22 protein-coding genes and 1 pseudogene are annotated in these 25,543 nt (G+C 71.1%); 12 read left to right on the forward strand and 11 right to left on the reverse strand.

Features of this window, described 5'->3' with window-relative positions; translation table 11 throughout:
- Positions 1-60 precede the first annotated feature (60 nt).
- The 5 genes from RM445_RS24490 to RM445_RS24510 all read left to right on the forward strand — a co-directional run bounded on the left by RM445_RS24490 (position 61) and on the right by RM445_RS24510 (position 4,938).
- On the forward strand, positions 61-1,290 hold the full coding sequence (locus tag RM445_RS24490) for an NAD(P)-dependent oxidoreductase (RefSeq protein WP_311559190.1): 1,230 nt from the start codon (positions 61-63) through the stop codon (positions 1,288-1,290).
- The gene (locus tag RM445_RS24495; protein WP_311559191.1) at positions 1,287-2,402 is read left to right on the forward strand and encodes a DUF1015 family protein; all 1,116 of its coding nucleotides are present in this window, start codon (positions 1,287-1,289) and stop codon (positions 2,400-2,402) included. Before RM445_RS24490 ends, RM445_RS24495 begins: the two co-directional genes overlap by 4 nt.
- Before the next feature lie 321 nt (positions 2,403-2,723).
- Positions 2,724-4,052, forward strand: a complete 1,329-nt coding sequence (locus RM445_RS24500) for an amino acid permease (protein ID WP_311559192.1) — start codon at positions 2,724-2,726, stop codon at positions 4,050-4,052.
- Positions 4,052-4,753: a universal stress protein gene (locus RM445_RS24505; RefSeq protein WP_311559193.1), complete on the forward strand. Its 702-nt coding sequence runs from the start codon at positions 4,052-4,054 to the stop codon at positions 4,751-4,753. Before RM445_RS24500 ends, RM445_RS24505 begins: the two co-directional genes overlap by 1 nt.
- Positions 4,684-4,938 (forward strand): universal stress protein, encoded by a 255-nt coding sequence (locus RM445_RS24510; protein WP_311559194.1) that lies wholly within the window; start codon positions 4,684-4,686, stop codon positions 4,936-4,938. The genes RM445_RS24505 and RM445_RS24510 overlap by 70 nt, the downstream gene beginning before the upstream one ends.
- 29 nt (positions 4,939-4,967) lie before the next feature.
- Here RM445_RS24510 and RM445_RS24515 read toward each other — a convergent pair whose 3' ends face one another.
- From RM445_RS24515 to RM445_RS24535, 5 genes are all read right to left on the reverse strand, one after another.
- A complete protein-coding gene (locus RM445_RS24515; protein WP_311559195.1) occupies positions 4,968-7,043 on the reverse strand; it encodes an alpha/beta hydrolase in 2,076 nt (691 codons plus the stop codon).
- Positions 7,044-7,072: 29 nt separating this feature from the next.
- Complete coding sequence (locus RM445_RS24520; protein ID WP_311559196.1) at positions 7,073-7,567, reverse strand: cupin domain-containing protein; 495 nt, start codon at positions 7,565-7,567, stop codon at positions 7,073-7,075.
- 87 nt (positions 7,568-7,654) lie between these two features.
- Positions 7,655-8,710, reverse strand: a complete 1,056-nt coding sequence (locus tag RM445_RS24525; RefSeq protein ID WP_311559197.1) for a class I SAM-dependent methyltransferase — start codon at positions 8,708-8,710, stop codon at positions 7,655-7,657.
- Positions 8,711-8,723: 13 nt separating this feature from the next.
- Complete coding sequence (locus RM445_RS24530) at positions 8,724-12,020, reverse strand: ATP-binding protein (RefSeq protein ID WP_311559198.1); 3,297 nt, start codon at positions 12,018-12,020, stop codon at positions 8,724-8,726.
- A 105-nt stretch (positions 12,021-12,125) separates the two neighbouring features.
- Positions 12,126-13,151, reverse strand: coding sequence for an Atu2307/SP_0267 family LLM class monooxygenase (locus RM445_RS24535; protein WP_311559199.1), 1,026 nt, complete (start codon positions 13,149-13,151; stop codon positions 12,126-12,128).
- Positions 13,152-13,313: 162 nt separating this feature from the next.
- On the opposite strand from RM445_RS24535, the gene RM445_RS24540 reads away from it, so the two are divergent.
- Both RM445_RS24540 and RM445_RS24545 read left to right on the forward strand, forming a co-directional pair.
- On the forward strand, positions 13,314-14,012 hold the full coding sequence (locus tag RM445_RS24540; RefSeq protein ID WP_311559200.1) for a DUF899 domain-containing protein: 699 nt from the start codon (positions 13,314-13,316) through the stop codon (positions 14,010-14,012).
- A gap of 9 nt (positions 14,013-14,021) precedes the next feature.
- On the forward strand, positions 14,022-14,873 hold the full coding sequence (locus RM445_RS24545; protein ID WP_311559201.1) for an alpha/beta fold hydrolase: 852 nt from the start codon (positions 14,022-14,024) through the stop codon (positions 14,871-14,873).
- A 14-nt stretch (positions 14,874-14,887) separates the two neighbouring features.
- Here the strand turns inward: RM445_RS24545 and RM445_RS24550 are convergent, their stop codons facing one another.
- Positions 14,888-15,460 (reverse strand): ABATE domain-containing protein, encoded by a 573-nt coding sequence (locus RM445_RS24550; protein WP_311559202.1) that lies wholly within the window; start codon positions 15,458-15,460, stop codon positions 14,888-14,890.
- 208 nt (positions 15,461-15,668) lie between these two features.
- Here RM445_RS24550 and RM445_RS24555 point away from each other — a divergent pair.
- Positions 15,669-17,024: pseudogene (locus RM445_RS24555) on the forward strand (MFS transporter); the annotation flags it as partial.
- A 48-nt stretch (positions 17,025-17,072) separates the two neighbouring features.
- Here the strand turns inward: RM445_RS24555 and RM445_RS32485 are convergent.
- Complete coding sequence (locus tag RM445_RS32485; RefSeq protein ID WP_397469393.1) at positions 17,073-17,588, reverse strand: LLM class flavin-dependent oxidoreductase; 516 nt, start codon at positions 17,586-17,588, stop codon at positions 17,073-17,075.
- 179 nt (positions 17,589-17,767) lie between these two features.
- Here RM445_RS32485 and RM445_RS24560 point away from each other — a divergent pair, with 179 nt between their 5' ends.
- Entirely contained in the window at positions 17,768-19,243 is a 1,476-nt protein-coding gene (locus RM445_RS24560; protein ID WP_311559204.1) for a class I adenylate-forming enzyme family protein, read from the forward strand.
- Between the two features lie 31 nt (positions 19,244-19,274).
- Here the strand turns inward: RM445_RS24560 and RM445_RS24565 are convergent, their stop codons facing one another.
- Complete coding sequence (locus tag RM445_RS24565) at positions 19,275-19,559, reverse strand: DUF3040 domain-containing protein (protein WP_311559205.1); 285 nt, start codon at positions 19,557-19,559, stop codon at positions 19,275-19,277.
- A 145-nt stretch (positions 19,560-19,704) separates the two neighbouring features.
- Between RM445_RS24565 and RM445_RS24570 the strand changes: the two genes are divergently transcribed.
- The gene (locus tag RM445_RS24570) at positions 19,705-20,043 is read left to right on the forward strand and encodes a YkvA family protein (RefSeq protein WP_311559206.1); all 339 of its coding nucleotides are present in this window, start codon (positions 19,705-19,707) and stop codon (positions 20,041-20,043) included.
- 111 nt (positions 20,044-20,154) lie between these two features.
- On the opposite strand, the gene RM445_RS24575 is transcribed toward RM445_RS24570, so the two are convergent.
- From RM445_RS24575 to RM445_RS24585, 3 genes are read right to left on the reverse strand one after another with little or no spacing between them, the layout of a single operon-like run.
- Entirely contained in the window at positions 20,155-21,081 is a 927-nt protein-coding gene (locus RM445_RS24575) for an SMP-30/gluconolactonase/LRE family protein (RefSeq protein ID WP_311559207.1), read from the reverse strand.
- A 30-nt stretch (positions 21,082-21,111) separates the two neighbouring features.
- A complete protein-coding gene (gene pdxA / locus RM445_RS24580; RefSeq protein WP_311559208.1) occupies positions 21,112-22,167 on the reverse strand; it encodes a 4-hydroxythreonine-4-phosphate dehydrogenase PdxA in 1,056 nt (351 codons plus the stop codon).
- Positions 22,164-23,390 carry a four-carbon acid sugar kinase family protein gene (locus tag RM445_RS24585; RefSeq protein ID WP_311559209.1) on the reverse strand — a complete coding sequence of 409 codons (1,227 nt, stop codon included), beginning with the start codon at positions 23,388-23,390 and terminating at the stop codon, positions 22,164-22,166. Before RM445_RS24585 ends, pdxA begins: the two co-directional genes overlap by 4 nt.
- Positions 23,391-23,596: 206 nt before the next feature.
- On the opposite strand from RM445_RS24585, the gene RM445_RS24590 reads away from it, so the two are divergent.
- Together RM445_RS24590 and RM445_RS24595 are read left to right on the forward strand one after the other, a co-directional pair.
- Positions 23,597-24,382 carry a DeoR/GlpR family DNA-binding transcription regulator gene (locus tag RM445_RS24590; RefSeq protein WP_311559210.1) on the forward strand — a complete coding sequence of 262 codons (786 nt, stop codon included), beginning with the start codon at positions 23,597-23,599 and terminating at the stop codon, positions 24,380-24,382.
- Between the two features lie 97 nt (positions 24,383-24,479).
- Positions 24,480-25,538 carry an alpha/beta fold hydrolase gene (locus tag RM445_RS24595; protein WP_311559211.1) on the forward strand — a complete coding sequence of 353 codons (1,059 nt, stop codon included), beginning with the start codon at positions 24,480-24,482 and terminating at the stop codon, positions 25,536-25,538.
- The last annotated feature ends 5 nt before the right edge of the window (positions 25,539-25,543 follow it).

Genomic DNA, 25,543 nt, shown 5'->3' on the forward strand with positions numbered 1-25,543 from the left:
ACCGGGACGGCCGGGGGTCCGGCTCACGAACCACGACGCATCGAAAAGGGGGCTCGGCCCATGCACCTGCTGTTCGCCGACTCGGTTGCCGACCTCACGATCACCGAACTCGAGTCGCGGGGGCACCGTTGCTTCGTGGAACCGGCCCTGACCACCGCGGAACTGCCCACTCGGATCGCCGGCGTCGAGGGGCTGGTGGTGCGTAGTACCAAGGTTGACCGCGCCGTTTTCGACGCCGCCGACAAGCTCGCGCTGGTGATCCGTGCCGGTGCCGGCACCAACACCATCGACGTCGAGGCGGCGGCCCGCACCGGGGTGCTGGTGTCCAATGTGCCGGGCCGCAACGCGGTCGCGGTCGCGGAGCTCACGATGGGGTTGATCCTGGCCCTCGACCGCAGGATCGCCGACAACGTGGTCGACGCGCGACAGGGTCGCTGGGCGAAGGCCACCTACAGCAAGGCCAACGGGCTGCTTGGCAGCACCCTCGGCATCCTCGGCATGGGCTCGATCGGCCTTGCCGTGGCCGAGCGGGCAGCCGGGTTCGGGATGCGGATCGGCTGCCTGGACCGCCCCGACCGCAGCCGAGCAACCTGCGACCGGCTGGCCGAGCTCGACGTCGTGGGTCACCGCTCGCTTCCGGAGCTGCTCGCCTCTTCCGACGTGGTGAGCCTGCACCTACCGTCATCGGCGGAGACCAGGAACCTCGTGGACGCCGACTTCCTGGCCGCGATGCGGCCCGGCTCGATCCTCGTGAACACCTCCCGTGGTGACGTGGTCGACGAGGCGGCGCTGCTCGCGGCGCTCGATGCCGGCCATGTCCGGGCCGGCCTCGACGTGTTCGCCGACGAGCCGGCCTCAAGCACGGCCGAGTGGGCCAACCCGCTCGCCAGACACCCACGGGTGGTGGCCACCCACCACATCGGCGCCTCCACCGCACAGGCCCAAGCCGCGATCGCCGCGGGGGTCGTGGAGATCGTCGACGCGTTCGCGGCGGGAGAGGCGCGCAACTGCGTCAACCTCGCACCGCGCGGGCTGGGCAGCGCCACCCTGACGGTGCGCCACCTCGACAAGGTCGGCGTGCTGGCCAGGGTGCTGGAGCTGCTGCGCGAGGCCGGTCTCAACGTCGAGCACATGCAGAACCGGATCTTCACGGGCGGCGACGCAGCCGTCGCCACCATCGACCTCGCGGGCACCGTGCCCCCCGACCTGCTTGCGCACCTCGAAGAGATCACCGAGGTGCTGGGGAGCTCGCTCGTCGCCCTCGACTCCACCGCCACGGAGCGGGTGTGACCCGCGCGTCCGCTCCGCTGGCTGGAGCTACTCGAACTCGGCCGACGACCGCAGGCGGCGGGGACGTCGTACGCCCGTTCGCCGGTTGGCTGGTCCGCGCGGAGGCCGCTGCCGAGGAGGTCGACGCCATGTCGGAGGTCGCGGTCGCCGTGCGATCGGCGCCTCGCCTGGTGCGCCCGGATGCCTACGAGCCGATGTCCCCGGCGCTCTACGTCTACCGGCAGAGCACGCCGCACGGCGAGCACACCGGCATCGTCTGCGATCTCAGGCCGGAGGCATTCCTCGACGGCCGGGTGCGAGGCCACGAGTCCGTGCAGCCGGATCGAGTCGAGGGGCTGGCGCGGTACCTCGCGACGGTGCCGCAGCGGGTGGAGCTGGTGAGCACGCTGCACCGGGCCGGACCGGTGGTGCGAACGACGCTGGCGCGGGCGCCCGCGCTACCAGCGGCCCGCGAGGTCGACGGGCCCGACGGCTCCCACCACACCATCTGGCGTATCCCCGGGGGCCCGCTGACCGAGGCGCTGTGCCGGGAGCTGGGCACCGCCACCCACTACATCGCCGACGGGCACCATCGGGTGGCCGCAAGCCTGAAAGTATGGGCCCGCTCCGGGCGCGACTCCAGCCACAGCGTGCTGTGCGTGGCCTACCCGCTCGACGGGTTGCGGCTGGCCTCATTCGACCGACGCGTGGCGGGCCCGATCGACTCCGCGCTGGTACGTGGCCTGCTCGAGGCGCACTTCGACATCCGCCCGGCCGCCGACACCCGGGAGGCGTTGGCATCGGGAATCGGGGTCAACCTCGATGGGCGCTGGTACACCGCGACGTGTAGCGCCGGGCGGCCGCCCGGGTCAGCGGGCCTGGACGTCTCACTACTCCACCACCGCGTGCTCGACCGACTGCCGGCGGGGACCAAGGTGGAGTGGACTCGCGCCCCGATCGAGGCTCTCCTCGCGGCGTGCGCCGCGGACGGCGGGGTCCTGATCGTGCTACCCCCGCCGACCCTCGAGACCGTCATCGCAATCGCAGACGCCGGCGAGGTGGTGCCTGCCAAGAGCACGTTCTTCTCGCCCAAGCCCGGCTCGGGCATCTTCCTTCGCGCTCCCAGCGCATGACAGAGACATTATTGAAGGTCGCGTCCTTTACCGACGTCGAACTGACGCATCGTCCGGAACATCGGAAGTGACCGGTTCGTCGCGTTAAATGCCCGGTGTTACCCGGGATAGCTCAGATTTTGCTCCCAGGTCCAGATTCGCTCTTGACGTGCCGCCCGTGCGCGGAGCACGGTATCGGATAGCACAAGACGCAGCGCATTGCGCAACCGGGGAAAAGTCTCATGATCCGTGGGGTCCTGCGTCGTCTGCAATCCCGTTCTCCTGCCATTCGCCCGACAGAACGGTCGCAACTTCTGTGCTCGGCAACGCGGAGGTAAGGTCATGAGCGCAACGGCCTTGAAGAAGGGGCTCAGCGACCGTCAGCTGAGAATGATCGCCATCGGCGGGGTGATCGGGGCGGGGCTGTTCGTCGGTTCGGGCGTGGTCATCGGCAATACCGGGCCCGGCTCGTTCATCACGTACGCCTTGTGCGGCTTTCTGGTCATCATGGTCATGCGCATGCTCGCCGAGATGGCGGTGACCAACCCGTCGACCGGGTCGTTCGCCGACTACGCGCGCAACGCGATGGGAGGCTGGGCGGGCTTCTCGGTCGGATGGCTCTACTGGTACTTCTGGGTGATCATCGTCGGATTCGAGGCCATCGCCGGCGCGAAGATCGTCCAGTACTGGATACCCGGTATCCCGCTCTGGTTGGTCTCGCTCGTCCTGCTGACCGCGGTGACCCTGACCAATCTGTTCTCGGTGTCGTCGTTCGGCGAGTTCGAGTTCTGGTTCGCCGGGATCAAGGTCGCTGCGATCGTCGTGTTCCTCCTGATCGGTACGGCGTACGTGTTCGGTCTGTGGCCGAACAAGTCGGTGGACTTTGCGGTCTCGCCGGACACCGTCTTCGCGTTCCTGCTGAACTCCAGTGGCGCCATCATCCTGTTCGTCTACGTCCTCATCGGCATCTCCCAGATCGTGCTGCGGTACCGCAGAGGGTCCGAACGCCTCCGGGTGAAGATGTGGTTGTTCCCGGCGCTGTCGATCTTCACGGTCGTGGCGATCGTGGGGATCCTGGCGCAGATGGGGATCCAGGAGGGCTCGCGGTCGCAGCTGATCCTGAGCCTGGTGTCCTGGGCGGTCGTGATCGGGTTCTACTTCGCGAACAAGTGGTTCGTCGCCCGCCGCCCGGTGCCGGAGGGACTCGCCCCGACGGTGGAGCCGCGCCGGGTGCTGGTGCTGGCCAACGAGACCGCGAACTCCGAGGAACTGCTCGACGAGCTGCGCCGCATCGGCGCCGACCGGGCCGCCAGCTACTTCGTCGCCGTTCCCGCCAGCCCGGTCGAGACCGGTACCGCTGCCACGCACGGCCCGCTCGACGTGATGGAGGCGACCCAGGAGGCCGCGAAGGTGCGGCTCGAGCACACCCTCGCCGTCCTGCGCTCGGAGAACCTGCACGCCGACGGCGCGCTGAGCGACTACCGCCCGCTGCGAGCCCTGGCCGACGCCGTCGACACCTTCCACCCGGATGAGATCGTGATCGCGACCCTGCCGCTCGAGGCGTCCGTGTGGCACCGCTTCGACGTCGTCTACCGGGCGCGCACGGAGCACCCCGACGTGCCCGTCATCCACGTCGTGGCGACGCCGGTACCGGCGGGACAGACGGTCTGATGACGGTCATCGCCGGGTTCAGCTCCAGCAGGCAGGGGGTCGCGCCGCTCCACCTGGCGACGCAGCTGGCCCGCACCACCGGCGAGAAGATCATCGCTGCGGTGGTCGTGGAGCGGCCGTTGCCTGCCGGTGTCGATCCGATCGAGGACGAGTACCGCGGTTACGTCGCCGCTCAGGCGACCGCGTCGCTCGAGCGGGTCGTCACCCAGATATCGGGCGACTTCGACATCTCCGTGGTGACCCACCACGCGACCTCGGTCCCCAACGGCCTGATGGAGCTGGTGGCTGAGCACAGCGCCGATCTCGTGGTGGTGGGGTCGTCGTCCTCGGGCCTGCTCGGCAGGATCGCCCTCGGAACGGTGACCGAGCGCCTCGTGTACACCTCGCAGGTGCCGGTGGCGATCGCCCCACGTGGTTATCCGTCGAGCCCCGCTCCCGTCCGACGGCTGACAGCCGCATATCGCGTCGGTGCGGACGCGGCCGAGCTCATCGCCACCAGCGCCGAACTGGCGAAGCGGTGGGGGCACGGCTGCGGATCGCGTCGTTCACGGTGCGGCCGTTCACGATGTTCGGCGGCTCGATCGAGCGCTCGGCCGAGGAGCTCGTCGTCCAGCAGTGGGCACGCAGAACGATGGACGCCGCGATCACGCAACTCGACGACGTCCGCACCACGGTCGCGGTTCCCGATGTGGACGTGGTGATCGGGACCGGCACCGAATGGCGTGAAGCCGTCGACGACATCGCCTGGGAACCCGGCGACGTGCTGGTGCTCGGATCCGGGGCCGCCGGCCCTCTGGCGCAGGTGTTCCTCGGCACGGCCGCCTCGAAGATCCTGCGCCACGCACCCGTGCCGGTCATGATCGTGCCGAGGCACACCTCGCCGTGACGTGCTGACCGCGGTCGTCTGCGTGTGTACTAGATCATTTCGGCGAGATGGGCGGCCGCTCGGGCGGCACCGTCGGCGTCCACCGGCAGGTAGTCGACGTCCCGGCCGATCTCCGCCGCGATCGCGTCCGCCAGCGCGTCGGGAGCCAACGCCGCCCAGTCCATCCGCCGTCCGGCGCCGTAGCGGCGCAGGCGGTGCGCGACGTGCAGGTTCTGCTCGAAGTGCCGGCGCAGCGGCACATAGAGGAAGGGTCGGCGGTTGGCCGTCAGCTCCATCGTGGTCGTGAGCCCGCCGTGGGTGATCGTGAGGTCGCTGGCGGCCAGGTGCCGGTAGAGGTCGGGCACCCAGCCGTACACCTCGAGCCCCGGTGCCACCGGCACCGCCGCGGCGTCGATCCGCGGCCCGGTGACCACGACCATCCGCAGCTCCGGCACCCGTCGTCGCGCCTCGGGCAGCGCGGCGACGACGCGGCGCAGCAGGGGTAGTCCCACCCCGCTCCCGCCGGCGGTGACCAGACAGACCGGCTCGTCCGGACGCCACCCCAGCTCGTCGCGGATGCCGGGCCGGTCCCGCGGGTCCACGGGCGCGAAACCGGTGATGTAGCCCGGGAAGGTGTAGTGCGCGCGGGTCCACTCGCGGATGGACGGTAGCCCGGGCCCGAACGCGTCGGGTACCACGTCGTCGGGATCACCGACGAACAGCGCGGCGTCGCGCAGCCGCGGGAAGCGCTCGACCTGCTCGATCATCTGCGCGTTGTAGTCCGCGGTGAGCCGGGTCTCCTCCGGGCCGCCCTCGGGCATCGGCAGGTTGCCCACGAAGTCGGTCAGCCAGGCGTACGCGGTCCGCTTGAGCTCGGGGTTCTCGTGAAGGAAGAAGTCGAGGTCCCAGGCCTCGTCGCCGACCACGAGGTCGTAGTGCTCGGCCGCGGTCAGGTCGTCGAGCACGTGGAAGTTCGCGACGAGGATCTCGTCCATGCTGCGGAGCGCCTGGAACACGTGCAGATCGTGCTCGCCGCACTCACCCTCGACGTGCGCGGACTCGTTCGCCAGCCATCGGGACGCCGCGTGCACGCGCTCGCCCGCGGCCTCCAGGACCGCGGTGACCGGGTGCTGGGCAAGCCACTCGATCTCCACTTCCGGGCGCAGCTTGCGCAGCTCGTCGGCAATGGCGAGGTCGCGGCGGGCGTGCCCCAGCCCGATCGGCGACGACAGGTACAGCACCCGGTGCGGCCGGTTCCGGGCCGGCGTCCAGGAGGACGGTGCCGGTCGGTCGCCGGTGACCGCTCGGGCGAACTCGCGGATCAACAGGTTGATCTTCACGGGTTCGCGCGCCGACGGGGCGTGGCCGGCGCCGGGCAGGGTGACCAGCGTGCCGGCGGTCCACTCCGCGATCGCGACTCCTGCCTCGAACGGCACGCGCTCATCCGCCGTCCCCTGCACCACCAGCACCGGGCAGCGGACCGCTTCGGAGATCTCCCGGGCCCGCTCGCGGCTGCGGTCGGATTCGGCGGCGAAGAAGTCGACGAGCACGTCCGCGCTGGTCCCGCCGGCCCACTCGAGAGCGTCGTCGAGCAACTTGGTCGAGTGCTGGTCGGTGAACACCGTCGAGAAGAAGAAGTCGACGAAGCCGGCGAAATCGGCGTGGATGGCTTCCGGGGACAAGCGGTCGCGGCCAGGATGATCCTGGTCGGGCGCGGGCGGACGGGCGAACACCGCCGGCGCGATCGCGACGACGCCGGCGACCCGGTCCGGATGCGCGCCCGCCAGCGCGAGCGCACGGCGCGCACCCGCAGACAGCCCGACGACCACCGCCTGGTCGGTCCCGGTGGCGTCGAGCACGGTCACCAGGTCGGCGACCTGCTCGGCGAGGGCGTAGGCCGCCGGCCCGACCAGCCGGTCGCTGCGCCCGTTGCCCCGCCCGTCGACGATCACCACCCGGAAGTGCCGGGCGAGGAACGGCACCTGCGCCTTCCACTGCCGGGCGTGCACCAGCGGCATCGAGGTAGGCAGCAGGATCGTCGGCGCCCCGTTGCCGTACACCTCGTAACCGATCCGCACGCCGTCGCGGACGACGACGTCCTCGACGTCGGGATACTTCGCGCGCATCTCAACCTCCTGGGAGGGCTCGGCGGGCTCTACGTCGTTCTCGGGTCGTCGGCCGGGTTGACGTAGGTAATGGCAAAGGGCCCCACGCCGTGCACCTGGACGGTCGCCTCTTCCGCGGTCCACATGAAGTGATTCGTGTTGATCGGCATGATCATGATGCTTCCGGTGGGCATGGCCGTGCTCGTCGTCTTGTCGAGCGTGTCCCCGACCCCCATGTTGATCGCCCCGGAGAGAACGGTGACGTGCTCGAGGGCGGGGTGTCGATGTGCCGGAATTCGATAGTCGGCGGGGAGTTGCAGGCGGAGTGTGAAGGGGACGGGTTGGTCCAGTTGGCCTTCGATCAGTGACACTTTCGCGCCGGGCGGCAAGGACGGCGCTTCGGCCCACTTCAACTCCGTCGGGCTCACCATCACGTGGTCGGGCCCGGTGGGCTCTACCTGGCCGGCGCCGGTGGCCTGGGCCTGGTCGGCGACGACCGATCGATCGTCCGTGCAGGCGGCAGCCACCAGAACCGCGCTGATCACGAATGCGAACGTGACGAGACTCCGAGTAGTCCTGATTGTTGTCATGGAAATCCCTTGGAACGACGTGTCGTGGACACGGATACGGCCCTACGGCCGGACCTCGTAGACCAGGTTGAACGGGGTCTCCGCCGCCCGCCGGAAGCGGGTGAACCCGGCGTCCGTCACCACCTGTCGGATGGCCGCCTCGCCCGCCTGCGCCCCGAGCGCGTATCCGCCGGGCTGGGAGAGCCCGTTCGGCACACAGAGAAACGTCGAGAAGCCGTAGTAGGCCCGCCCGACGGGGTTGAGGTTGTCCTCGACCCGGTCGCCCGCGGCCGGCTCGACGATCATCCAGGTCCCGTCGGGGGTCAGTGCGTCGCGGACGTGGCGGGCCGCACCGAGCGGGTCGCCCATGTCGTGCAGGCAGTCGAAGGTCGTCACCAGGTCGTAGCCGCGACCGGAGAACGTCTGCGCCGAGGCGACCTCGAAGCCCACCCGGTCGGCCACGCCCGCGTCGGCCGCGCGCTTGCGGGCCAGCTCGATCGAACGGTCGTGGTAGTCGGACCCGGCGATCCGCGCCTGCGGGTAGGCCTGCGCGAGCAGCACCGACGACGCCCCGAGTCCGCAGCCGACGTCGGCCACGCGCCCGCCGGCGACCAGCCGGGCCACGACGCCGTCCAGCGCGGGGATCCAGCTCGAGGCCAGGTTCGCCAGGTAGCCCGGCCGGAAGAAGAGCTCGCAGCCGGTGAACACGTCCGTGTCGTGCTCGTGCCAGCCGAGGCCGGCCCCGGTGCGGAACGCCTCGGTGATCCTCGGCTCGGCCCGCAGCATTCCCACTGCCAGCAGGAAAGCCCCCGGTGCGTAGAGCGGCCCGTTCGGGTCGGCGAGCGCAAAGGCCTGCTCCTCGGTCAGCGCGTACCGCCCGTCGGCGGGGTCGTAGGTCACGTAGCTGCCGGCGGCCTGCCCGCACAGCCATTCCGTCAGGTAGCGCGGGTGGCAGTCCGCCCGCTCGGCGAGCTCCTCCGGCGTGGCCGATCCCTCCGCCAGCGCACGGTAGAGCCCCAGCCGATGGCCGACCACCACATTGCCGGCGGCCACGGTTGCCCCGAGGTCGGACACGAACCGACCCAGAAACTCGTTCAGCCTCGCCTCGTCCACTGCCATGCTCCTGCTCCTGTCAGCCGTTGGGCGCAGGAGCTACCTTCGGCCGCGGTGTTGCACGGGTGTTGCAGCGCTCCTGCAACGTGGCGGCCATGCCGTGCCGCTCGGCGAGTGCCCGGACCTGCTCGGCGTCCGCCACCGCGCTTCCGTCGGCCAGGGCGGCCGCCGCGCAGGCGTCGACGGATCCCGCCGCGACAAGCACCGGGATCCACTCCAGGCGCCGTGCGGCCGCCAGCAGGGGCGCGAGAACGGCGCGGGCCCGGCTCGGGTCGCCGGACTGCAGCCGCGCGCGGGCGACGCAGAGGTAGGCGTCGGCACCGAGCAGGAAGGCCGAGCCGGGCGGCGTCTCGATCCCGCCGAGCAGCCTCTCGGCCTCTGCGAGCACAGCCGGCTCTCCAGTGGCCTCGGCGAGTGGGGCGAGGCACCGCAGTCGGTAGGCTTCCGCGCCCTCCGGACCGGCGGCGTCGAGGGCGTCACGGAGCAACGCGGTCGCGCCGGGGGCGTCGTCGCAGTCCAGCATCGTCGCCGCGAGCAGCGCGTCCGCTGTGGGGCCGAACCAGGCCCGCGGCACCCGGCGCGCCTGGACCACCGCCGCGCGGCCGTGGGTGAGGGCCAGGTCGAGCCGTCCCTGCAGCCGGGCGAGCCAGCCCATATGGGCGACGAACCATGCCTGCTCGCCGACGAAACCGCCGCGACGGCTGACCTCCAGGGCCTCTGCCATCCGGTGCTCCGCCTTGTCCCACCGGGCGGCGGCGAACGCGGGGATGGCGGACTCGAACACGGTCCACTGGAGTAGCCGCAGATCGCCGAGGCGCCGCAACAGCGGCTCGAGCTCGTCGATCACCTCCATGAGCGGCTCCACCTCACCGACATAAGCGTGGGCGGTCTTGAGCCCGTCGAGGCCGAGGGCCAACGCGCGGTCCGATCGGGCTGCCCGGCCGGCCGCGACCGCCCGCTGCCCGAGCTCGACGGACTCGGTGAACCGCAGCCGATTGCTCTGCAGGATCGCGAGCCGGGCGAGGAGGTCGGCCTCGGCCTCGCGGTCGCCCAACGACAGAGCGATCCTCAGTCCCTGCTGCAGGTGATGGGCGGAGTCGCGAGCGGACGCGCCGAGCGCCACCGGCCCGTGGCCGCCGAGAGCGCGCAACGCCCGCACCTCGTGGCGGCGGTCACCGGCCTCGCGGGCGGTGGCCAACCCCGCCCGGAAGTCCCCCACCGCTGCCCGGTAGGCGCCGCGGACGTCACGGGCGTGGCCCCGGGCGAGCAGGGCCCGGCACAGCAGCTCGGCCGAGCCGGTCCGCTCGGCCACCTCCAGCGCGCGGGTGAGGAGAGCCTCGGCGTCGGCCGTGGCGAACCGCGCCAGGGCCTGTTCCCCGGCGAGCAGGAAGGCCCGTGCCGCACGTGCTGCGTCTCCCGCTGCCGCGGCGTGCCGGCCGACCACCTCGGGCTGCTCCGTCGAGAGGTCCGCGGCCCGCCGGTGGTGGGCGCAACGCACCGGCGCCGGCGTCGTGGCGTAGAGGATCTCCTGGACCAGGTCGTTGGCGAACTCGTAGTCGCGCTCGGCGACGGCGAGCAGCCCCGCGCCGGTGGCCTCGGCACAGTGGCGCGTCACCGCGTGCCCGGGCAGGCCCAGCATCGCAGCGACCACCGCCGGGTCGACGGACGCTCCGAGTACCGCACCGGCCCGCAGGACTTCCTCCGCGTCCCGGCTGATGCCGCGCAGCCGAGCCAGGACGGCGGCCTGCAGCGTCTCGGGCGGACCGGTCTCGCCCGAGGCCAGCCCCCGCAGGGTCTCCACGACGAACAATGGATGTCCACGGGTCCGTCGCAGGATGGTCGTGGCGAGCTCGCCGTGCCCGGCCTCCTCGGCCAGTAGGGTCACGGCCTCGTCCGGCAGCGGGCCGAGATCGAGCCGCTGCGCAACGTCGGCCAGGATGTCGAGGGCATCGGCACCTTCACCCGTGCGCACTGTGGCGAGTACGAGCAGCCGCGCCGGTGTCGCGTGCCGGGCCAGGTAGTGCAGCAGCTCTACGGTGGCCAGGCTGGCCTGGTGCAGGTCGTCGAGCAGCAGCAGCGTCGGCCGGTCGACGGCCAGTCCGCGCAGCACTGCCGTGACGGCCTCGAACGCCCGGCGGACCTCGATCTGCGGGGTTCCGTGCTCGACGGCTGTACCGAGCTCGTCGGCGAGCTCGGGCCACAGACCGGTGAGCGCGGGTGCGCGCGGCCCGACCAGCGTCCGCAGCCGGGCCGCGGGCAGCGCGGCGAGGGTCGAGTCCAGCGCGTCGACGAGCGGCTGGAGGAACAGCGACCGCTCACCGGTGTAGCAGCGCGCGGTGAGCACCCGTCCGCCGGTGGCCTCGACGGTCAGCGCAAGCTCCGCCGCCAGCCGGGTCTTGCCGATGCCACCTTCGCCTGCGACGAGGAGTAGCGCAGGTTGCCCGTCGGCGGCCGCGACCCAGGTGGCGGTGAGCCGACCCACCTCGGCGGTGCGGCCCGCCAGGACCGGCGCGATCGACGTCGCGGACGCGGTCAGGGACGCCGCGGCCCGGGCCGCCTGCGACAGGGAAGTCCCGGTGAGCAGCGCCTGGTGCACGGCACGGGTCTCGGGTGCCGGATCGACGCCCAGCTCGTCGAGCAGCGTCATGCGCAACCGTTCGAACACGCTCAACGCCCGGGTCGGCTCGCCACCGGCCTGGTAAGCGGCCATGAGCAGGCGGTGGGCCGGCTCGTCGAGCCGGTCCACCCGAATCGCGGCCCGCGCCGTCTCCTCGGCGCCGGTGATGTCGCCGGCACGTAGCAGCGCCTCGGCTGTGATGTGACGGGCGGCGCGGAGCTGCGCGGCGTGCTCGACCCGCAGATCGACCACCCAGTCGGTATCGGGAACGTCGGCCAGGGCGGGTCCGTCGCCGAGCATGGCGCAGGCACCCCGACCGGCCATCCCGGCGACCGCGGCCTCGCCGCGCGCCAACCGGGCCCGGCACTCGCCGAGCAGCAGCGCGGCCTCGTCCAGGTCGACCCGGACCGCGGGCGGGTCCCCCAGGCGGTAACCGGCCGGTGTGCCGAGCACGACCCCGGCACCGAGCGCGGCGCGCAGTCGGCTCACGAGGGTGGCGACCTCGCGCTCCGGGCGTCGGGGGCGTTGCCCGGGCCAGAGCACGTCGACGATGCGGTCGGTGGGCACGACGCGACCCCGGAAGACTGCGAGCAGGGCGAGAAGCATGCGGGCCTTGCGGCTGCCCACGGGCGCGCGGTCCGGCGCGCCGCCGCCCGTCACGGCGAACGCCCCCGCGAGCCAGACGGTCACCCCGTCCACGCCGGGAGGGTAGCGGCACGGATACGGTCAGGGACAGAAGCGACTCAGTCGTGCGGTCCGCGGACCGTCCATTGCCGATCGGTGCTCGCCCTGACTTACATTGCCTCAGTCCTTGACGAGGGGGACGACCCCGGTGCCGAGCAGTTCGATGGAGTGCAGCAGGTCCGCGTGGCGCAGCCGCGGGTTGGTCATCTGCAGGTTGATGCGCTCGATCCCGCCGAGCTGCTCGGACACCCGCAGGCACTTGGCCGCCACGGTCTCGGGGTCACCGACGAAGAACGCCCCGTCGGGACCGCGGGTCGCGTCGAACTGGCGCCGCGTGGGCGGTGGGAACCCCCGCTCGCGCGAGACCTGGGTGAACATCGCCTCCCACCCGGGGTAGAACGCCGACGTGGCCTGCTCGACGTCGTCGCCGAGGAAGCCGAAGCAGTGCAGGCCGACGCGCAGCGTCTCCGGTGGGTGCCCGGCCTCGGCACCGGCACGCCGGTACAGGTCGATGAGCGGTGCGAACTGCCGCGGCTGTCCGCCGATGATGGCCACCATCAGCGGGAGGCCCAGGAGGCCGGCTCGGACGAAGGACTTCGGGGTGCCGCCCACGCCCACCCAGACGGGCAGCGGATCCTGCACGGGGCGCGGGTAGACGCGCTGCCGCATCAGAGCCGGTCGGTGGCGCCCGGACCAGGTGACCTCGGTGCTCTCCCGCAGGCGCAGCAGCAGGTCGAGCTTCTCGTCGAAGAGTTCGTCGTAGTCGGCGAGGTCGAGGCCGAACAGCGGGAACGCCTCGGTGAACGAGCCCCGGCCCACGACGAGCTCGACGCGCCCGCCGGAGATCAGGTCGACGGTCGCGAACTCCTGGAACACGCGCACCGGGTCGGCCGCCGAGAGCACCGTCACCGCGCTGCGCAGCCGGATCTGTGACGTGCGGGCCGCGGCGGCCGCGAGGATCACTGCCGGCGCCGCGTCGTAGTACTCGACCCTGTGGTGCTCCCCGATGCCGTAGGAGGCGAGGCCGACCCGGTCGGCGAGCTCGATCTCCTCCAGCAGGTGCGCCATCCGCTCGGCGGACTCCACGACCGCGCCGGTATCCGGGTCGGTCACCACAGCGGCGAAGCTGTCCACTCCCACATCCACGTCCCCACTCTTCCAGGCGCGAGCGGTCGGCTCACCGTCGGTCGACGGGTCGTGGCCGCGACCAAGAGAACGATGTTCGACCACATGGACGCCGTGCGATGAGTTCTGCAGCCGTCTCCGGTCGACACATCAGAGCTGATCCGTCCGAGGCCGGGAGGAACCATGTCCGAGCAGACCGCCACCGCCCTACCCCCTGTCGTCGACCGGCAGACCTGGCAGGCCGCACTCGACGAGCTGCGTGTGCGGGAGAAGGCCGCCACCCGCGAGCTCGACGCCATCGCTGCACAACGCCGGAGACTGCCGATGGTCGAGCTCCCGGACTACACCCTGATCGGTGCGGACGGCCCGAGCCGACTGGTCGACGTGTTCGACGGGCGCTCCCAACTCATCGTCTACAACCACATGTGGTCCGACGGCGCGGAGTGGCAGTGCGGCGGCTGTACCGGGCTGACGTCGCAGTACGTCCGGCTGGACGTCCTCGCCAACTACGATGCCCGCTTCGTCGTCGTCACCAACGGGCCGATCGAGGAAGCGCTCGCCTACAAGGCCAAGGTCGGCAACACGATGGACTGGTACTCGTCGTCGGAAAGCTCCTTCGGCGCCGACGTCGGCGCGCCGCCCGGCGGGGGCTTCGCGGTGAACGTGTTCCTCCGCGACAGCGACAGGGTCTACCACACCTGGCACACCGACGGCCGCGGTACCGAACAACTCAGCTACACCTTCGCGTTGATCGACATCCTGCCGTGGGGCCGCCAGGAGGAATGGCAGGACTCACCCGACGGCTGGCCGAAGTCGCCCACCTACTCCAAGTGGCTCGACTCTCCCGATGTCGCCCGGCTCTACGGCCCGGCGGAGACATGAGGTGAAGCAATGAGCACGAAGCCGTCGCGCAACGGTCACCTGTCGATCAACGGCCTGAGCCTCTATCACGAGGTGTACGGCGAGCTCGGCGGGTCGCCGACGTCTCCGTTGCTGCTCATCCCCGGCGCGTTCATGGCCACCGACTCGATGAGGTCGTGGGCGACTGCGTTCGCGCGCGATCGCGCCGTGATCGTCTTCGATCAGCAGGGACACGGCCGCACCCCGGATGTTCCGCGCGCGATGTCGTACGAGCAGTTCGCCGACGATGCCGCGGCGTTGCTGCGCGCGTTGGAGGTCGAGCGCGCGGACGTGATGGGCTATTCGCAGGGTGGCGGAGTCGCGCTGCAGCTCGCGCTCCGTCACCCGGAGCTCGTCGACAAGCTGGTCTCGATGTCCGCCACCTACCGCAAGGACGGCTGGTATCCGTCGGTGATGGAGGCCCTCGAGGGTCTCAGCGCGACGGCGTTCGCCGGTTCGCCGGTCGAGAAGGCGTTCCGGGAGCACACGCCGGACGCCACGGCGTTCGACACCTACGTCGAGAAGATGAAGGTCCTGAACATCGGCGACCAGGACATCAGCGACGCACAGATGCGCTCGATCTCCGCGAAAACAATGGTCATCGTCGGTGACGCGGACGGCGTGCGGCCGGAGCATGCGCTGGCGATGTTCGAACTGCGCGGGGGCGGCGACGTGGATGCGGCGGCATCGGGAATGCTGCAGAGCGCTCCGGCCGCGCGCTTGGTGATCCTGCCGGCGATGTCGCATGTCGGGATCTCGGGGGAGTCGGCGGTACTGGTGCCGATGGTGAGTGCGTTCCTCGACGACGTGACGCCGACGACGCCGGACCTCTTCTCGAGCTAACGGGGCGTGTGTCGTCAGGTCGCTGAGGTGTGGCGACGGTAGTAGCGCGCCTGACGGACGCTGTGGGCGCAGGTGTCCTCGCAGAAGCGCCGAGCGCGGTGGCGCCTGACGAAGAGCATGGGGCAGGCCGGCCGGGCGCACCGCTGGACGCGGTCGGCGTCGTCGCCGCCGAGGAACAGGATGCATCGGCAGGCGACGGCGGCGCGGAACACGTCGTCGACGTCGCCCTCGTGGTGCAGCCGCCAGGTCCGGGCTCCGTCGATGTCCAGCGCGAGGTGCCCGGCGGCGCGGCGCGCCTCCCGGTGAAGCAGCGCGGCGGCGTCCGCCCGCGTCGAGGCGCGATGGCCGTCGACGGTCTCGGTGAGGAACAGGCGGGTGGCGTCGCGGATACCCCGCACGGCCGCGGCGACCTCCGGTGACAGGGGAGCGGGGACCACGATGCCGTCGGCGGCGGGTGCGCGCGCGAACCAGGCCGCGATGTCGTCGGAAGCGGCGAGGAAGTCGCGTTCTTCGTGGCCGGTGCGGTGGTCGCTGTTGGCCAGCTCCACGGCGAACGTCTCGCCGAGCAGGGGTAGACGGTCGCTCATCCCAGTCCTTTCACTGACGCTAAAAGTATTGATTTAACGTCAGTGCAGCGTATCGTCCTGGTCACGGACACGCCAGACCGACCGCTCGATCGAACGTGTGGGGCAGCCGGATCCGACCACAGGACGGATGTGCGACATGACGACCACGACACCCGCGGACGACAACAGCTCGACACGCTCGTGGCCGCTGTTCCTCGCATCGTTCGCCATGCTGATCGTCTCGCTCGACCAGTACATCGTGGTCGTGGCGCTGCCCGACATCGGCCGGGCGCTGGGTTACACGGCTCAGAACCTGCAGCTCGTGGTGTCCGCCTACGCCGTGGCGTCCAGCGGGTTCCTGCTCGTGGGAGGCCGCGCGGCCGATCTGCTCGGCCGGCGGCGGATGCTCGCCACCGGCCTGATCCTGTACACGGTCGCCTCCTTGGCCGGCGGCCTGGCCACCGGACCGGGGACCCAGCTCTCCGCCCGGGTCGTCCAGGGGCTGGGCGGTGCGTTGGTCTTCCCCGCGACCCTGGCGGTCGTCACCACGACCTACGCGGAGGGACCCCGGCGCAACCGGGCGCTCGGGATCTGGGGTGCGGCAGGCGCGGCCGGGCTGGTGGTCGGTGTGCTGCTCGGCGGCGTGCTCACCCGCTACCTCGGCTGGTCGTCGGTGTTCTTCATCAACGTGCCGCTGGCGGTCGGGGCGCTGATCCTGACCTTCGTCGTGGTTCCGCTGGACCCCCCGCGCGACCGGATGCGCCGGTTCGACCTGGCCGGTGCGCTGACCGCGATGGGTGCCGTCACGCTGGTCGTCTGGGCCCTCGTGCACGGCCCGGAGCACGGCTGGACGGCCCTCGGAGTGCTCGGGCCGGCGGTCCTCGGTCTGGCGCTCGGTTGGGCGTTCACCCGGATCGAGCGGCGAGCCCGCGACCCGCTGATGCCCCGTGTTCTGATCCAGAGCCCGTTCGTCCGCCTGGCCCTCGTACTGTCCTTCCTGTTCATGGCCACCTTCGGGTCGCTGCTGTACTTCGTGTCCATCTATCTGCAGAACGTCCTGGGATACGACGCGCTCCAGACCGGCCTCGGGTTCCTCGCCCCCACCGCGGTCGTCGTCGCGGCGTCGGGGCTCGCCGGCATGGTCTCCACCCGGATCGGCCTGCGCACGACGATCCTGGCCGCGCTCGTCGTCGGTGCGGCCGGCGCCGCTCTACTCGCCATGAACCTCACCGCCACCGCCGGCTATCTCGGGCTCCTGCCGGGACTCCTCCTGGTCGGCATCGGCGACGGGACGATGTTCACCGCGATCTTCATCGCCGCTGCCACCGGCGTCGCACCCCGCCAGCAGGGGGTCGCCTCCGCGATCGTCTCCACCGGATCGGGGATCGGCGCCGCCGTCGGTCTGGCGCTGCTCGTGCTGCTGGCCGACCCCGGTCCCCGCGACCTCGGCGGGGAGGCGCTCCGGATCGCCACCGCCGACGGCATCCGCGCGGCCGTGTACGCGATCGCCGTCGCGATCGTCGTCACGATGCTGATCGTGCTCGCTGCCTACCCCCGCCGCCCAGGAGCCGGTCTCGCGACCGAGCCGAATGGATCGGCCACCGACCGACCTGACGAAGTGATGGGCGGGCCCTCACGTCGTGGCGTCGCTGATGTGCGGGGCGACCTTGTCGTGGAACAGCTGGAGCTGGTGCAGCTCGTCGGTGACGGGCCAGAGGAACATGCGTTGGGCGCCCGCCCTGGCGTAGGCGGAGATTCGCTCGGCGCAGTATCCGGCCGGGCCGATGGGCAGACCGGCAGCGCGCAGCTGGTCGCCGGGGCGGCCGAGCGCGGGGCCGAGGACCTCGTCGAGGACGTGGTCGGCCGTGGAGGTCGAATCGGTGATGTAGAGCCAGGTGGTCGCAAGGGCGTGTGGGAACGGCGCGGGCGGCCGCCCTGCGCACGCAAGCCGGTCGACGGCCTTGGCGAAGGTGTCCGGCGTGGTGTTGTAGGCCGACGCCATCCATCCGTCTCCGAGGGTGGCGGCGCGCCGCAGACCTGCCGGTGAGCCCCAGCTGGCGATCCACAACGGCGTGGGATCGGGCTCCTGGTGCACGATCTGGCGCAGCACTGGCACCGCTTCGTCGAAGCGGCGCCAGCGGGTGAACACGAGGTGGTCGTTCGCGCAGAGGTAACGGAAGCCGGTCTCGCGCCCCTTTCCGGGCTGCGGAGCACAGGTTCTCGATCATCGCGGTGAACGCGCCTGCCCGTGCGCCGTCCGGCGGTTCCGGTCAGCATGCCACTGACAGGCCCATCGACGGCGGTCGTTCGTCTCGGCAAGCTGCGCTCATGACACCGTCGCTCGCCCGCCTCGTCGACCCGCACGCGTCGGCGGCCCCGAACCGTCCCGCGCTCGTGCACGAGGGGCGAGTGATCACCTACGTCGACCTGGCCCGGGGCCGTGATGCGCTGGCGGGCCGGATGGCCGAGGCGCGCCTCGGCGGCGAGCGGGTCGCGCTGATGCTGCCCAACGGGCCGACGACCGTTCTGGCCTACCTGGCGTGCTTCGCCTCCGGGGCCGTCGCCGCTCCGCTCAACGCCCGCTACGCACCGCCGGAGGTCGAGCGGGCCCTGCAGCACCTCCGCCCCCGCTGGTTGATCGTGCAGGACACGCGGTTACCGCTGCTCGCGCAGGTCGATCCGGCGGCGCTGGCGGGTGTGCGCGTGCTGGTCGCCGGCCACGCCGACGGACATGAGCCGCTCGCCCCGCTGCTCGAGGGCGATGCGGCGGGGGCATTGCCCGCGCCCGCGCCCGGCCATCCCGCGGTGATCTTCTCCACCTCCGGCTCGACCGGTAGCCCGAAAGGCGTGGTGCACAGCCATGGCTCCGCGCTCGCGATGCTCACCAGCACCTCGCAGGCGCTCGGCGATGTGGGGGCGGGTGACGTCGTCCAGGTGTGCGAGCCGCAGGTGCACGTCAGCGGGTTCATCGGCACGCTGACCACTCTTCTGGCCGGCGGCACCGTCCCGCTCCACGACGGGTTCGACCTCACCCGTTACGTGGACGGGCTGCTGACACACCGGCCGACACTGGTCTGCACACACATCGACCTGCTCGCCCAGCTGGTCCGGGCGCCCGGGGCGAATGCGGACTGGTTCGCGTCGCTGCGCGGGATCTACACCGGGGGAGACACGGTGCCGGGCGCGCTGCAGAAGGACTTCCTCGGATTGACGGGCAAGCCGATCGCCGTCGGCTACGGCATGACGGAGGCCATCTGGTTGACCGTGGAGCGTGAGCCGCGGCTGGACCGTGACGGTTGTATCGGCACACCGGTCGGCGGAGCCCAGCTCCGCGCCGACCCCGGGACCGGCGAGCTGCTGGTGCGCGGTCCGATGCTGATGCGGGGCTACTGGCAGGACGACGAGCTGACCCGCGGCACGGTGGTCGACGGTTGGTTGCGCACCGGGGACCTCGGCGCGGTCGATGCCGACGGGACGTGGTGGTTCCACGGCCGGCTGAAGGACGTGATCGTCCGGCGGACTTCGAAGATCACCCCGGGGGAGGTGGAGTCCGCGATCGACGAGCACCCCGCGGTCGCGATGGCCGCGGTCGTCTCAGCACTCGACGCCGAGGAGGGCGAGGTCCCGGTGGCGTTCGTCGTTCCGCGCCGCGGCGAGCTGCTCTCCGCCGACGACCTCGTCGAGTTCCTGCTGCACCGGATCGCGGCGTACAAGGTGCCTGCACGGATCCACTTCCTCGATGCGCTGCCACTCACCGCGAGCGGCAAGATCGCGCATCGGGAGCTGCGCGAGCCGGCGACCTGAGCCGGTCACTGCGCGAGGATCGCCAGGCGGATCAGCGCCTCCGTGACCCCGCCACCCAGACGAGCCACGGAACGAGCAGGGCCGCGGTGACGACGGCTAGGACCAATGGGCGGTCGCCGACGAGTGTCCCCGCGGCGATCAGAGCGCCCAGGGCGGCGAGCAGGGAGAGGACGTGGAGCGTCGTCCGCGCCGACGGCAGGTATGACGGGCGGACAGACGGCGTCGCTGCGAGGACGGCGGCGAACGCCGGGTCGTCGGCGTGGAGCTCCTCCTCGAGCGCAGCGAGAGCTCTCTCCTCTTGCGGTGACAAGGGCATGCCGTGACTCCTTCGCACTTGCCGACCGGTCACACTGTCAACGGCGGGGACGCGTCGAAAGTGCCGTCCCGTGAGAAGGAGACCGGATCGAGGGGGCCGGTGGACAGAACCGGCGTACCGCGACCGGCCGCGGCAGACTGTAGGCATGCCCGACTGGTTGCGCACCACCGTGTGGATCATCGGCGTGCTGGCGCTGGTGCTCACCCTGGCCGTCGGCTACCTGATGTGGCGCTACCGCATCCCGCCGCGCGGACTGATCGCAATGGGTGGAGCGGCGCTCTACCTCATCTCCCCGATCGACCTGATACCGGAGGCGATCCTCGGCCCGCTCGGCCTGGTCGACGACGCCGGCGTGGTGGCCGCGGTCGTGCTGTTCGTCTACAAGCTGGTCAAGGTGCGGCGGATCCTCGCCGACGGCGGGGTCGAGCTGGGGCGGCCGCGGCGGCCGCGGCGGCGCTCGCCGCAGGAGCCCGACCGGTCCTGATCCGCGGCGTGGCCCGGCTCGATCGGTTCCGCACGCTCCGTCGGGTCGGGGCGGACCTTCCGCCGGCTCCACACGTTCGAGTCGCGGCGACGGAAGGTCCGACCAGCACGTCTAGAAGGTGCGGTGCCCTCGCACGAGCAGGTAGATCGCGTAGACCGAGGTCGTCGCGGTCATGAACAGCCGGTCGTTTCGGAGCATCCCGAAGCAGACGTTCGCACAGCCCTCCGGCAGCTTGATCTTGCCGATGAGGGTGCCGTCGGGGGCGAAGCACTGGACGCCGTCGCCGGCCGAGGTCCAGATGTTGCCCTGCTCGTCGAGACGGAAGCCGTCGAAGAAGCCGGGCTCGCAGACCGCGAAGACCTCGCCGCCCTTGAGCGTCTTGCCCTCGACGACGTCGAAGACCCGGATGTGGTGCGGCAGGTCCTCGCCGTGGGTCCGGCCGGAGTCGGCGATGTAGAGCTTCTTCTCGTCGATCGAGAACGCCAGCCCGTTCGGACGCTCGAAGTCGTCGGCGACGCGCGAGACTTCTCCCGTGGCAGCGTCGACGCGGTAGACGTGGCAGCCGTTCTGCTCGCGGTCCGAGCGTGCGCCCTCGTAGTCGGTGTCGATGCCATAGGACGGATCGGTGAACCAGATCGAGCCGTCGGAATGCTCGACGACGTCGTTGGGGGAGTTCAGGCGGCCGCCCTGGTAGCTGTCGGCGATCACGGTCGTCGAGCCGTCGTGCTCGGTGCGGATCACCGCGCGGCGCAGGTGCGAGCACGAGACGAGCCGGCCCTGGCGGTCGATCGTGTGCCCGTTGCAGTTGTCGGACGGGTTGCGGAACTCGGCGACCGAGCCGTCGACCTCGTTCCAGCTCATCATTCGGTTGTTCGGGATGTCGGACCAGATCAGCCGGCGTTGGGCTGGGAAGTAGGCGGGTCCCTCGGCCCAGCGGAAGCCGGTGGCCAGCCGCTCGAGCTTGGCACCCGGGTTGATCAGCTTCGCGAAGCGCGGGTCGTGCACCTCGTAGGGCGAGTCGTAGAGCACCTCGGCCATGGCAGTCTCCTTGTTCTCGGTGGTGCTGGGTCAGGTGGCGGTGGTGACGCTGCTCGAGGCGGCCTGCCATACGGCGTCCCAACCCGGGGCCAGCGCAGCGGCGCGCTCGCAGGACAGCACGAGGCTGCCCTCGCCGGCGATGCCCTTGCCGGCGATGTCGAACGCCGTTCCGTGGTCGACCGAGACGCGGACCACCGGGAGCCCGATGGTGATGTTGACGCCGTCGTTCCCGTAGACCGCCTTGAACGGCGCGTGGCCCTGGTCGTGGTAGCAGGCGACGACGATGTTCCACTTGCCGCGCACCGCCGCCGGGATCAGCGCGTCGGCCGGGATCGGGCCGTGCGCATTGATGCCGCGCTCCCGGGCCCGGGCGACGGCCGGTTCGAGCACGTCGGCGTCCTCGTCACCGAAGAGCCGGTTCTCCCCGGCGTGGGGGTTGAGCCCGGCGACCGCGATGGCCTCGTCCGGTCTGCCGAGTGCGCCGACGAAGGCGTGGGCGAGGTCGAACACGTCGTCGGCCCGGTCCGGGGTGCAGTCTTCGACGGCTTGCTTCAGGGACACGTGGGCGGTGAGGTGGAAGAAGTACAGGTCGCCCGCCGAGAGCACCAGGCTGAAGTTGCGCACGTCGAACTCGTGGGCGAGCAGTTCGGTGTGCCCGGGCCAGTTGTGGCCGCCGGCGTGCATCGCCGCCTTGTTCAGCGGGGCGGTCACGATGGCGTCCACGTGCCCCTCGCGAGCCAGCCGGCAGGCCTCCACCACGAAGCGGTAGGCGCCGTCACCCGCCGCCGCGCTCAGCTCGCCGACCGGCACGTCGGCCAGCGACGGACCGGTCTGGATCAGCTCGATGGTGCCGGGGTCGTTGGTGGCCCCGCGTGGGTCGGTGATCACCGTGACCGTGTCGGGATCGAGCCCGGCCCGCACCGCGCCGGCCCGCATCGCATCGGCGTCGCCGACGACGACGGGGACGCACTTCTCGCGCAGGTCCGGATGCTGCAGGAGCGTCTTGGCGACGATCTCCGGGCCGATGCCGGCGACATCACCGAGGGTCACGGCCAGCACCGGGCGGGCGGTGTGTGCCGAGGTCATGAGAATTCCTTTCGACGGTGGGAGCCGGCCTGCAGCCGGTCGATGACGCGGAGGAGGGATTCGTCGTCCCCGAAGCCACCGGAGGTGGTGACGATGCGGACCCCGTCGGCGGCGCCGCCCACGATCGCCCCGATCGGGACGCCGGGGGCCAGCGCGGAGTGGACGGTGACCGCGGTGGCGCCGATGCGGTCGAGGACGGCCGCAGCCCCGTCGCCACCGACGAGGACGACGACGTCGTAGGACGACTGCGCGAGCTGTGCGGCCACCCGGTCGCCGAAGTCGGCCGCGACTACTGCAGCGTCGGCGCGCACAGCCGGGGTGGTGACCACCTGCACCGGCGTGGCGACGCCCGCCGTCGCGTCGCGCAACCGCCGCACCGCGCTCAACGCGACCGGATGCAGTGAGCTGACGCCGACGAGGATCCGGGTCGACGGGGACGCCGCCCCTTCCGCGGGGCGGCAGCCGCGCGACCAGCGGCGGGCCATCGCCGCGGCGAGCCCGGCCGAGCCGGCGGCCACGCAGGCCGGACCGAGCCGGTCCACGCACGCTGCGATCGCGTCGAGGTCGGCGTTCGTGGCGGCGTCGACGAACGTGACGCGCCCGTCGTGCCTCCGCCCCGGGTCACGGTCGAGCCCGGCCGCAGTGCCGGCCACCGCACCCGGCACCAGCCGATCGAGGCGGCTGTCGACGACGGGCGTGACCGCGTCGACCGAAGCTGCGGTGCGGGCCAGCGGGACCCCGCCGACGAGCACCTCACCCCCGACGACCGTGCGCGCCTGGTCGGGGAAGGCGGGACAGAGCACCGCGGTCGCACCAGGGTGCGTGTCGGCCCAGGCCACCAGCGCGCCCCGCAACTGGCCGGCGACCGAGCCCCGCATCGTCGAGTCGATCTTGACGTAGAGCCGTTCGCAGCCTCGGGCCACCAGCTGGCGCACCGCCGCGGCGGTCCGGTCGGCCGCGACGTCGTCGGTGGTCGGGCGGACACCGGTGACCACGGCGAGCAGGGACGGCCCGGCGTCGGCGAGCCCTGGATCGTCGGCGCGCTCGGCATCGAGGATCGGCCCGCGCAGCAGGTGCGCGGCCCAACCGGCCTCCGCGAACTGCACCGCCGAGTCGGTCGCGCCCGTCAGATCGTCGGCCACGAGGCCCACCAGCCGCGGGACCACGGCGACCCTCACCTGCGGATCACCGCAGATCAGTGGCGACGGCTCGGCGTCGGTCATCCTTGACCGCTCCTTGCTCGAGTGGGTCGAGAGGCAGGAGTGGCCGCGGTGCATCCCGCGGTCGCTGCGAGGACGATGGCAGCCGCTGCGTGATGCGTGCAAGAGTCTGATCAAATCTGCGCGGGAAGTGCGTGTCTTGCGCGAAACGATCACGATGGATCCGCGCAGAGTTGCGCGGATCGCGCAGAACGGGAACGCTGACCGCCATGCCCCCAGTCCTGGGTTCACGTCAGCGCCGCGCCGAGATCGTCCGGTTCGCCGAGACCAGCGGGTTGACGAGCGTCACCGAGTTGGCGGAGCACTTCGCGGTGACGGCGTCGACGATCCGGCGCGACCTCGCGCAACTCGAGTCTGCCGGACGGCTCGCCCGCACCTACGGCGGGGCGATGGCCACGGCCACGCACAACGAGTCGTCGCTCGAGCAGCGGATCGGCGAGGCGTTCGCCGAGAAGCTCGCCATCGCGCGGTGGGCCGCGCAGCAGCTCGAGCCCGGCGATGCCGTGGTGCTCGACGCCGGCTCGACGGTGGCCGCACTGGCCCACCGGCTACGTGACCGCGCCGACCTCACGATCTCCACCACCAGCCTTGCCGTCCTCGACGAACTCAACGGCGCGGACGGCGGCCCGACCGTGCACTGCCTCGGCGGGACCCTGCGTCCGGTCAGCCAGGCCCTGGTGGGACCGATCGCCGAGAGTGCGCTGGACCGGATGAGCTTCGACCGCGCGTTCCTCGGCGCGGACAGCGTGGACGCCGAGCGCGGGATCTGCGAGGCGGACCTCGGGCAGACGCGGCTCAAGGAACTGATGGCGCAGCGCTGCGGGCACGTCTACGTGCTCGCCCACGCCGCCAAGATCGGTCGCCGGCCCTTCCACGCCTGGACGCCGCTGACTCCGGGCTGGACGCTGGTGACGACGGGTGACGGTGTCGCGGTGGAGCCGTTCCGGGAGCGGGGGATCCGCGTCGTCACCGTTCCGGTCGAGCTATCCGGCTGACCACCGCGTTCACGTCGGCAAACGGGTCTGTAGACGCGGCCCCCGGGGCTCGCTACGGTCCGATCGACGTACTTCGCGCTCGCCGAGGGAGTCCCAAATGACCGCAGAGTTCGTGCAGGACTACGAGACCTTCACTCTCGGTGACTTCCCGCTCCAGCACGGCGACACGCTCGAGGATGCGAAGCTCGCCTACAAGACGTTCGGCGAACTGAACGCCGACAAGAGCAACGCGATCGTGTATCCGACGTGGTACTCGGGCTTCCACTGGGACAACGAGTGGCTGGTCGGCGAGGACATGGCCCTCGACCCCCGCAAGTACTTCATCATCATCCCGAACATGCTCGGCAACGGGCTCTCGAGCTCGCCGAGCAACACGCCGCCCCCGCACGACAAGGCGAACTTCCCGAAGGTCACGTTCTACGACCAGGTCGAGGCGCAGCACAAGCTGGTCGCCGAGCACTTCGGGATCGAGACCCTACAGCTCGTCACCGGCTGGTCGATGGGCGCGGGGCAGACCTACCAGTGGGCGGTCAGCTACCCCGACATGGTGCAGCGCGCCGCCCCGTTCTGCGGCTCCTCCAAGACCAGCGAGCACAACTTCGTCTTCCTCGAAGGCGTGAAGGCGGCGCTGACCGGCGGCGACAGTTTCAAGGGCGGCTTCTACGACGTGAAGCCGGAGGACAACCTGCGCAGGACGGGCCGCGTGTACGCCGGTTGGGGATTCTCGCAGGCCTTCTTCTGGGACCGCGTCTACACGGACATGGGCCACTCGTACCGGCTCGGCATCGACCTGGCGTTCCCGACCCTCGAGGACTACCTCGTCCAGTACTGGGAGGGTCACTTCCTCGACCGCCGCGACGTCAACGACCTGCTGTCGATGCTCTGGACCTGGCAGTACGGCGACATCGGCCAGACGCCCGGGTTCGACGGCGACCACGTCAAGGCGTTGCAGTCGATCAAGGCCAAGCTCATCGCCATGCCCGCCCTGAAGGACCTGTACTTCCCGCCGGAGGACGAGGTGTACGCCTCGCAGTACATCCCCGACGGGGAGGTCCGGGTCATCCCGGGCGTGTGGGGCCACTTCGCGGGCAGCGGTGACAGCGCCGTCGACCGCAAGTGGATCGACGACGTCATCAGGGAGCTGCTCGCCGGCTGAGGAGG

This window comes from Pseudonocardia charpentierae, assembly GCF_031845345.1.
Taxonomy (GTDB): domain Bacteria; phylum Actinomycetota; class Actinomycetes; order Mycobacteriales; family Pseudonocardiaceae; genus Pseudonocardia; species Pseudonocardia charpentierae.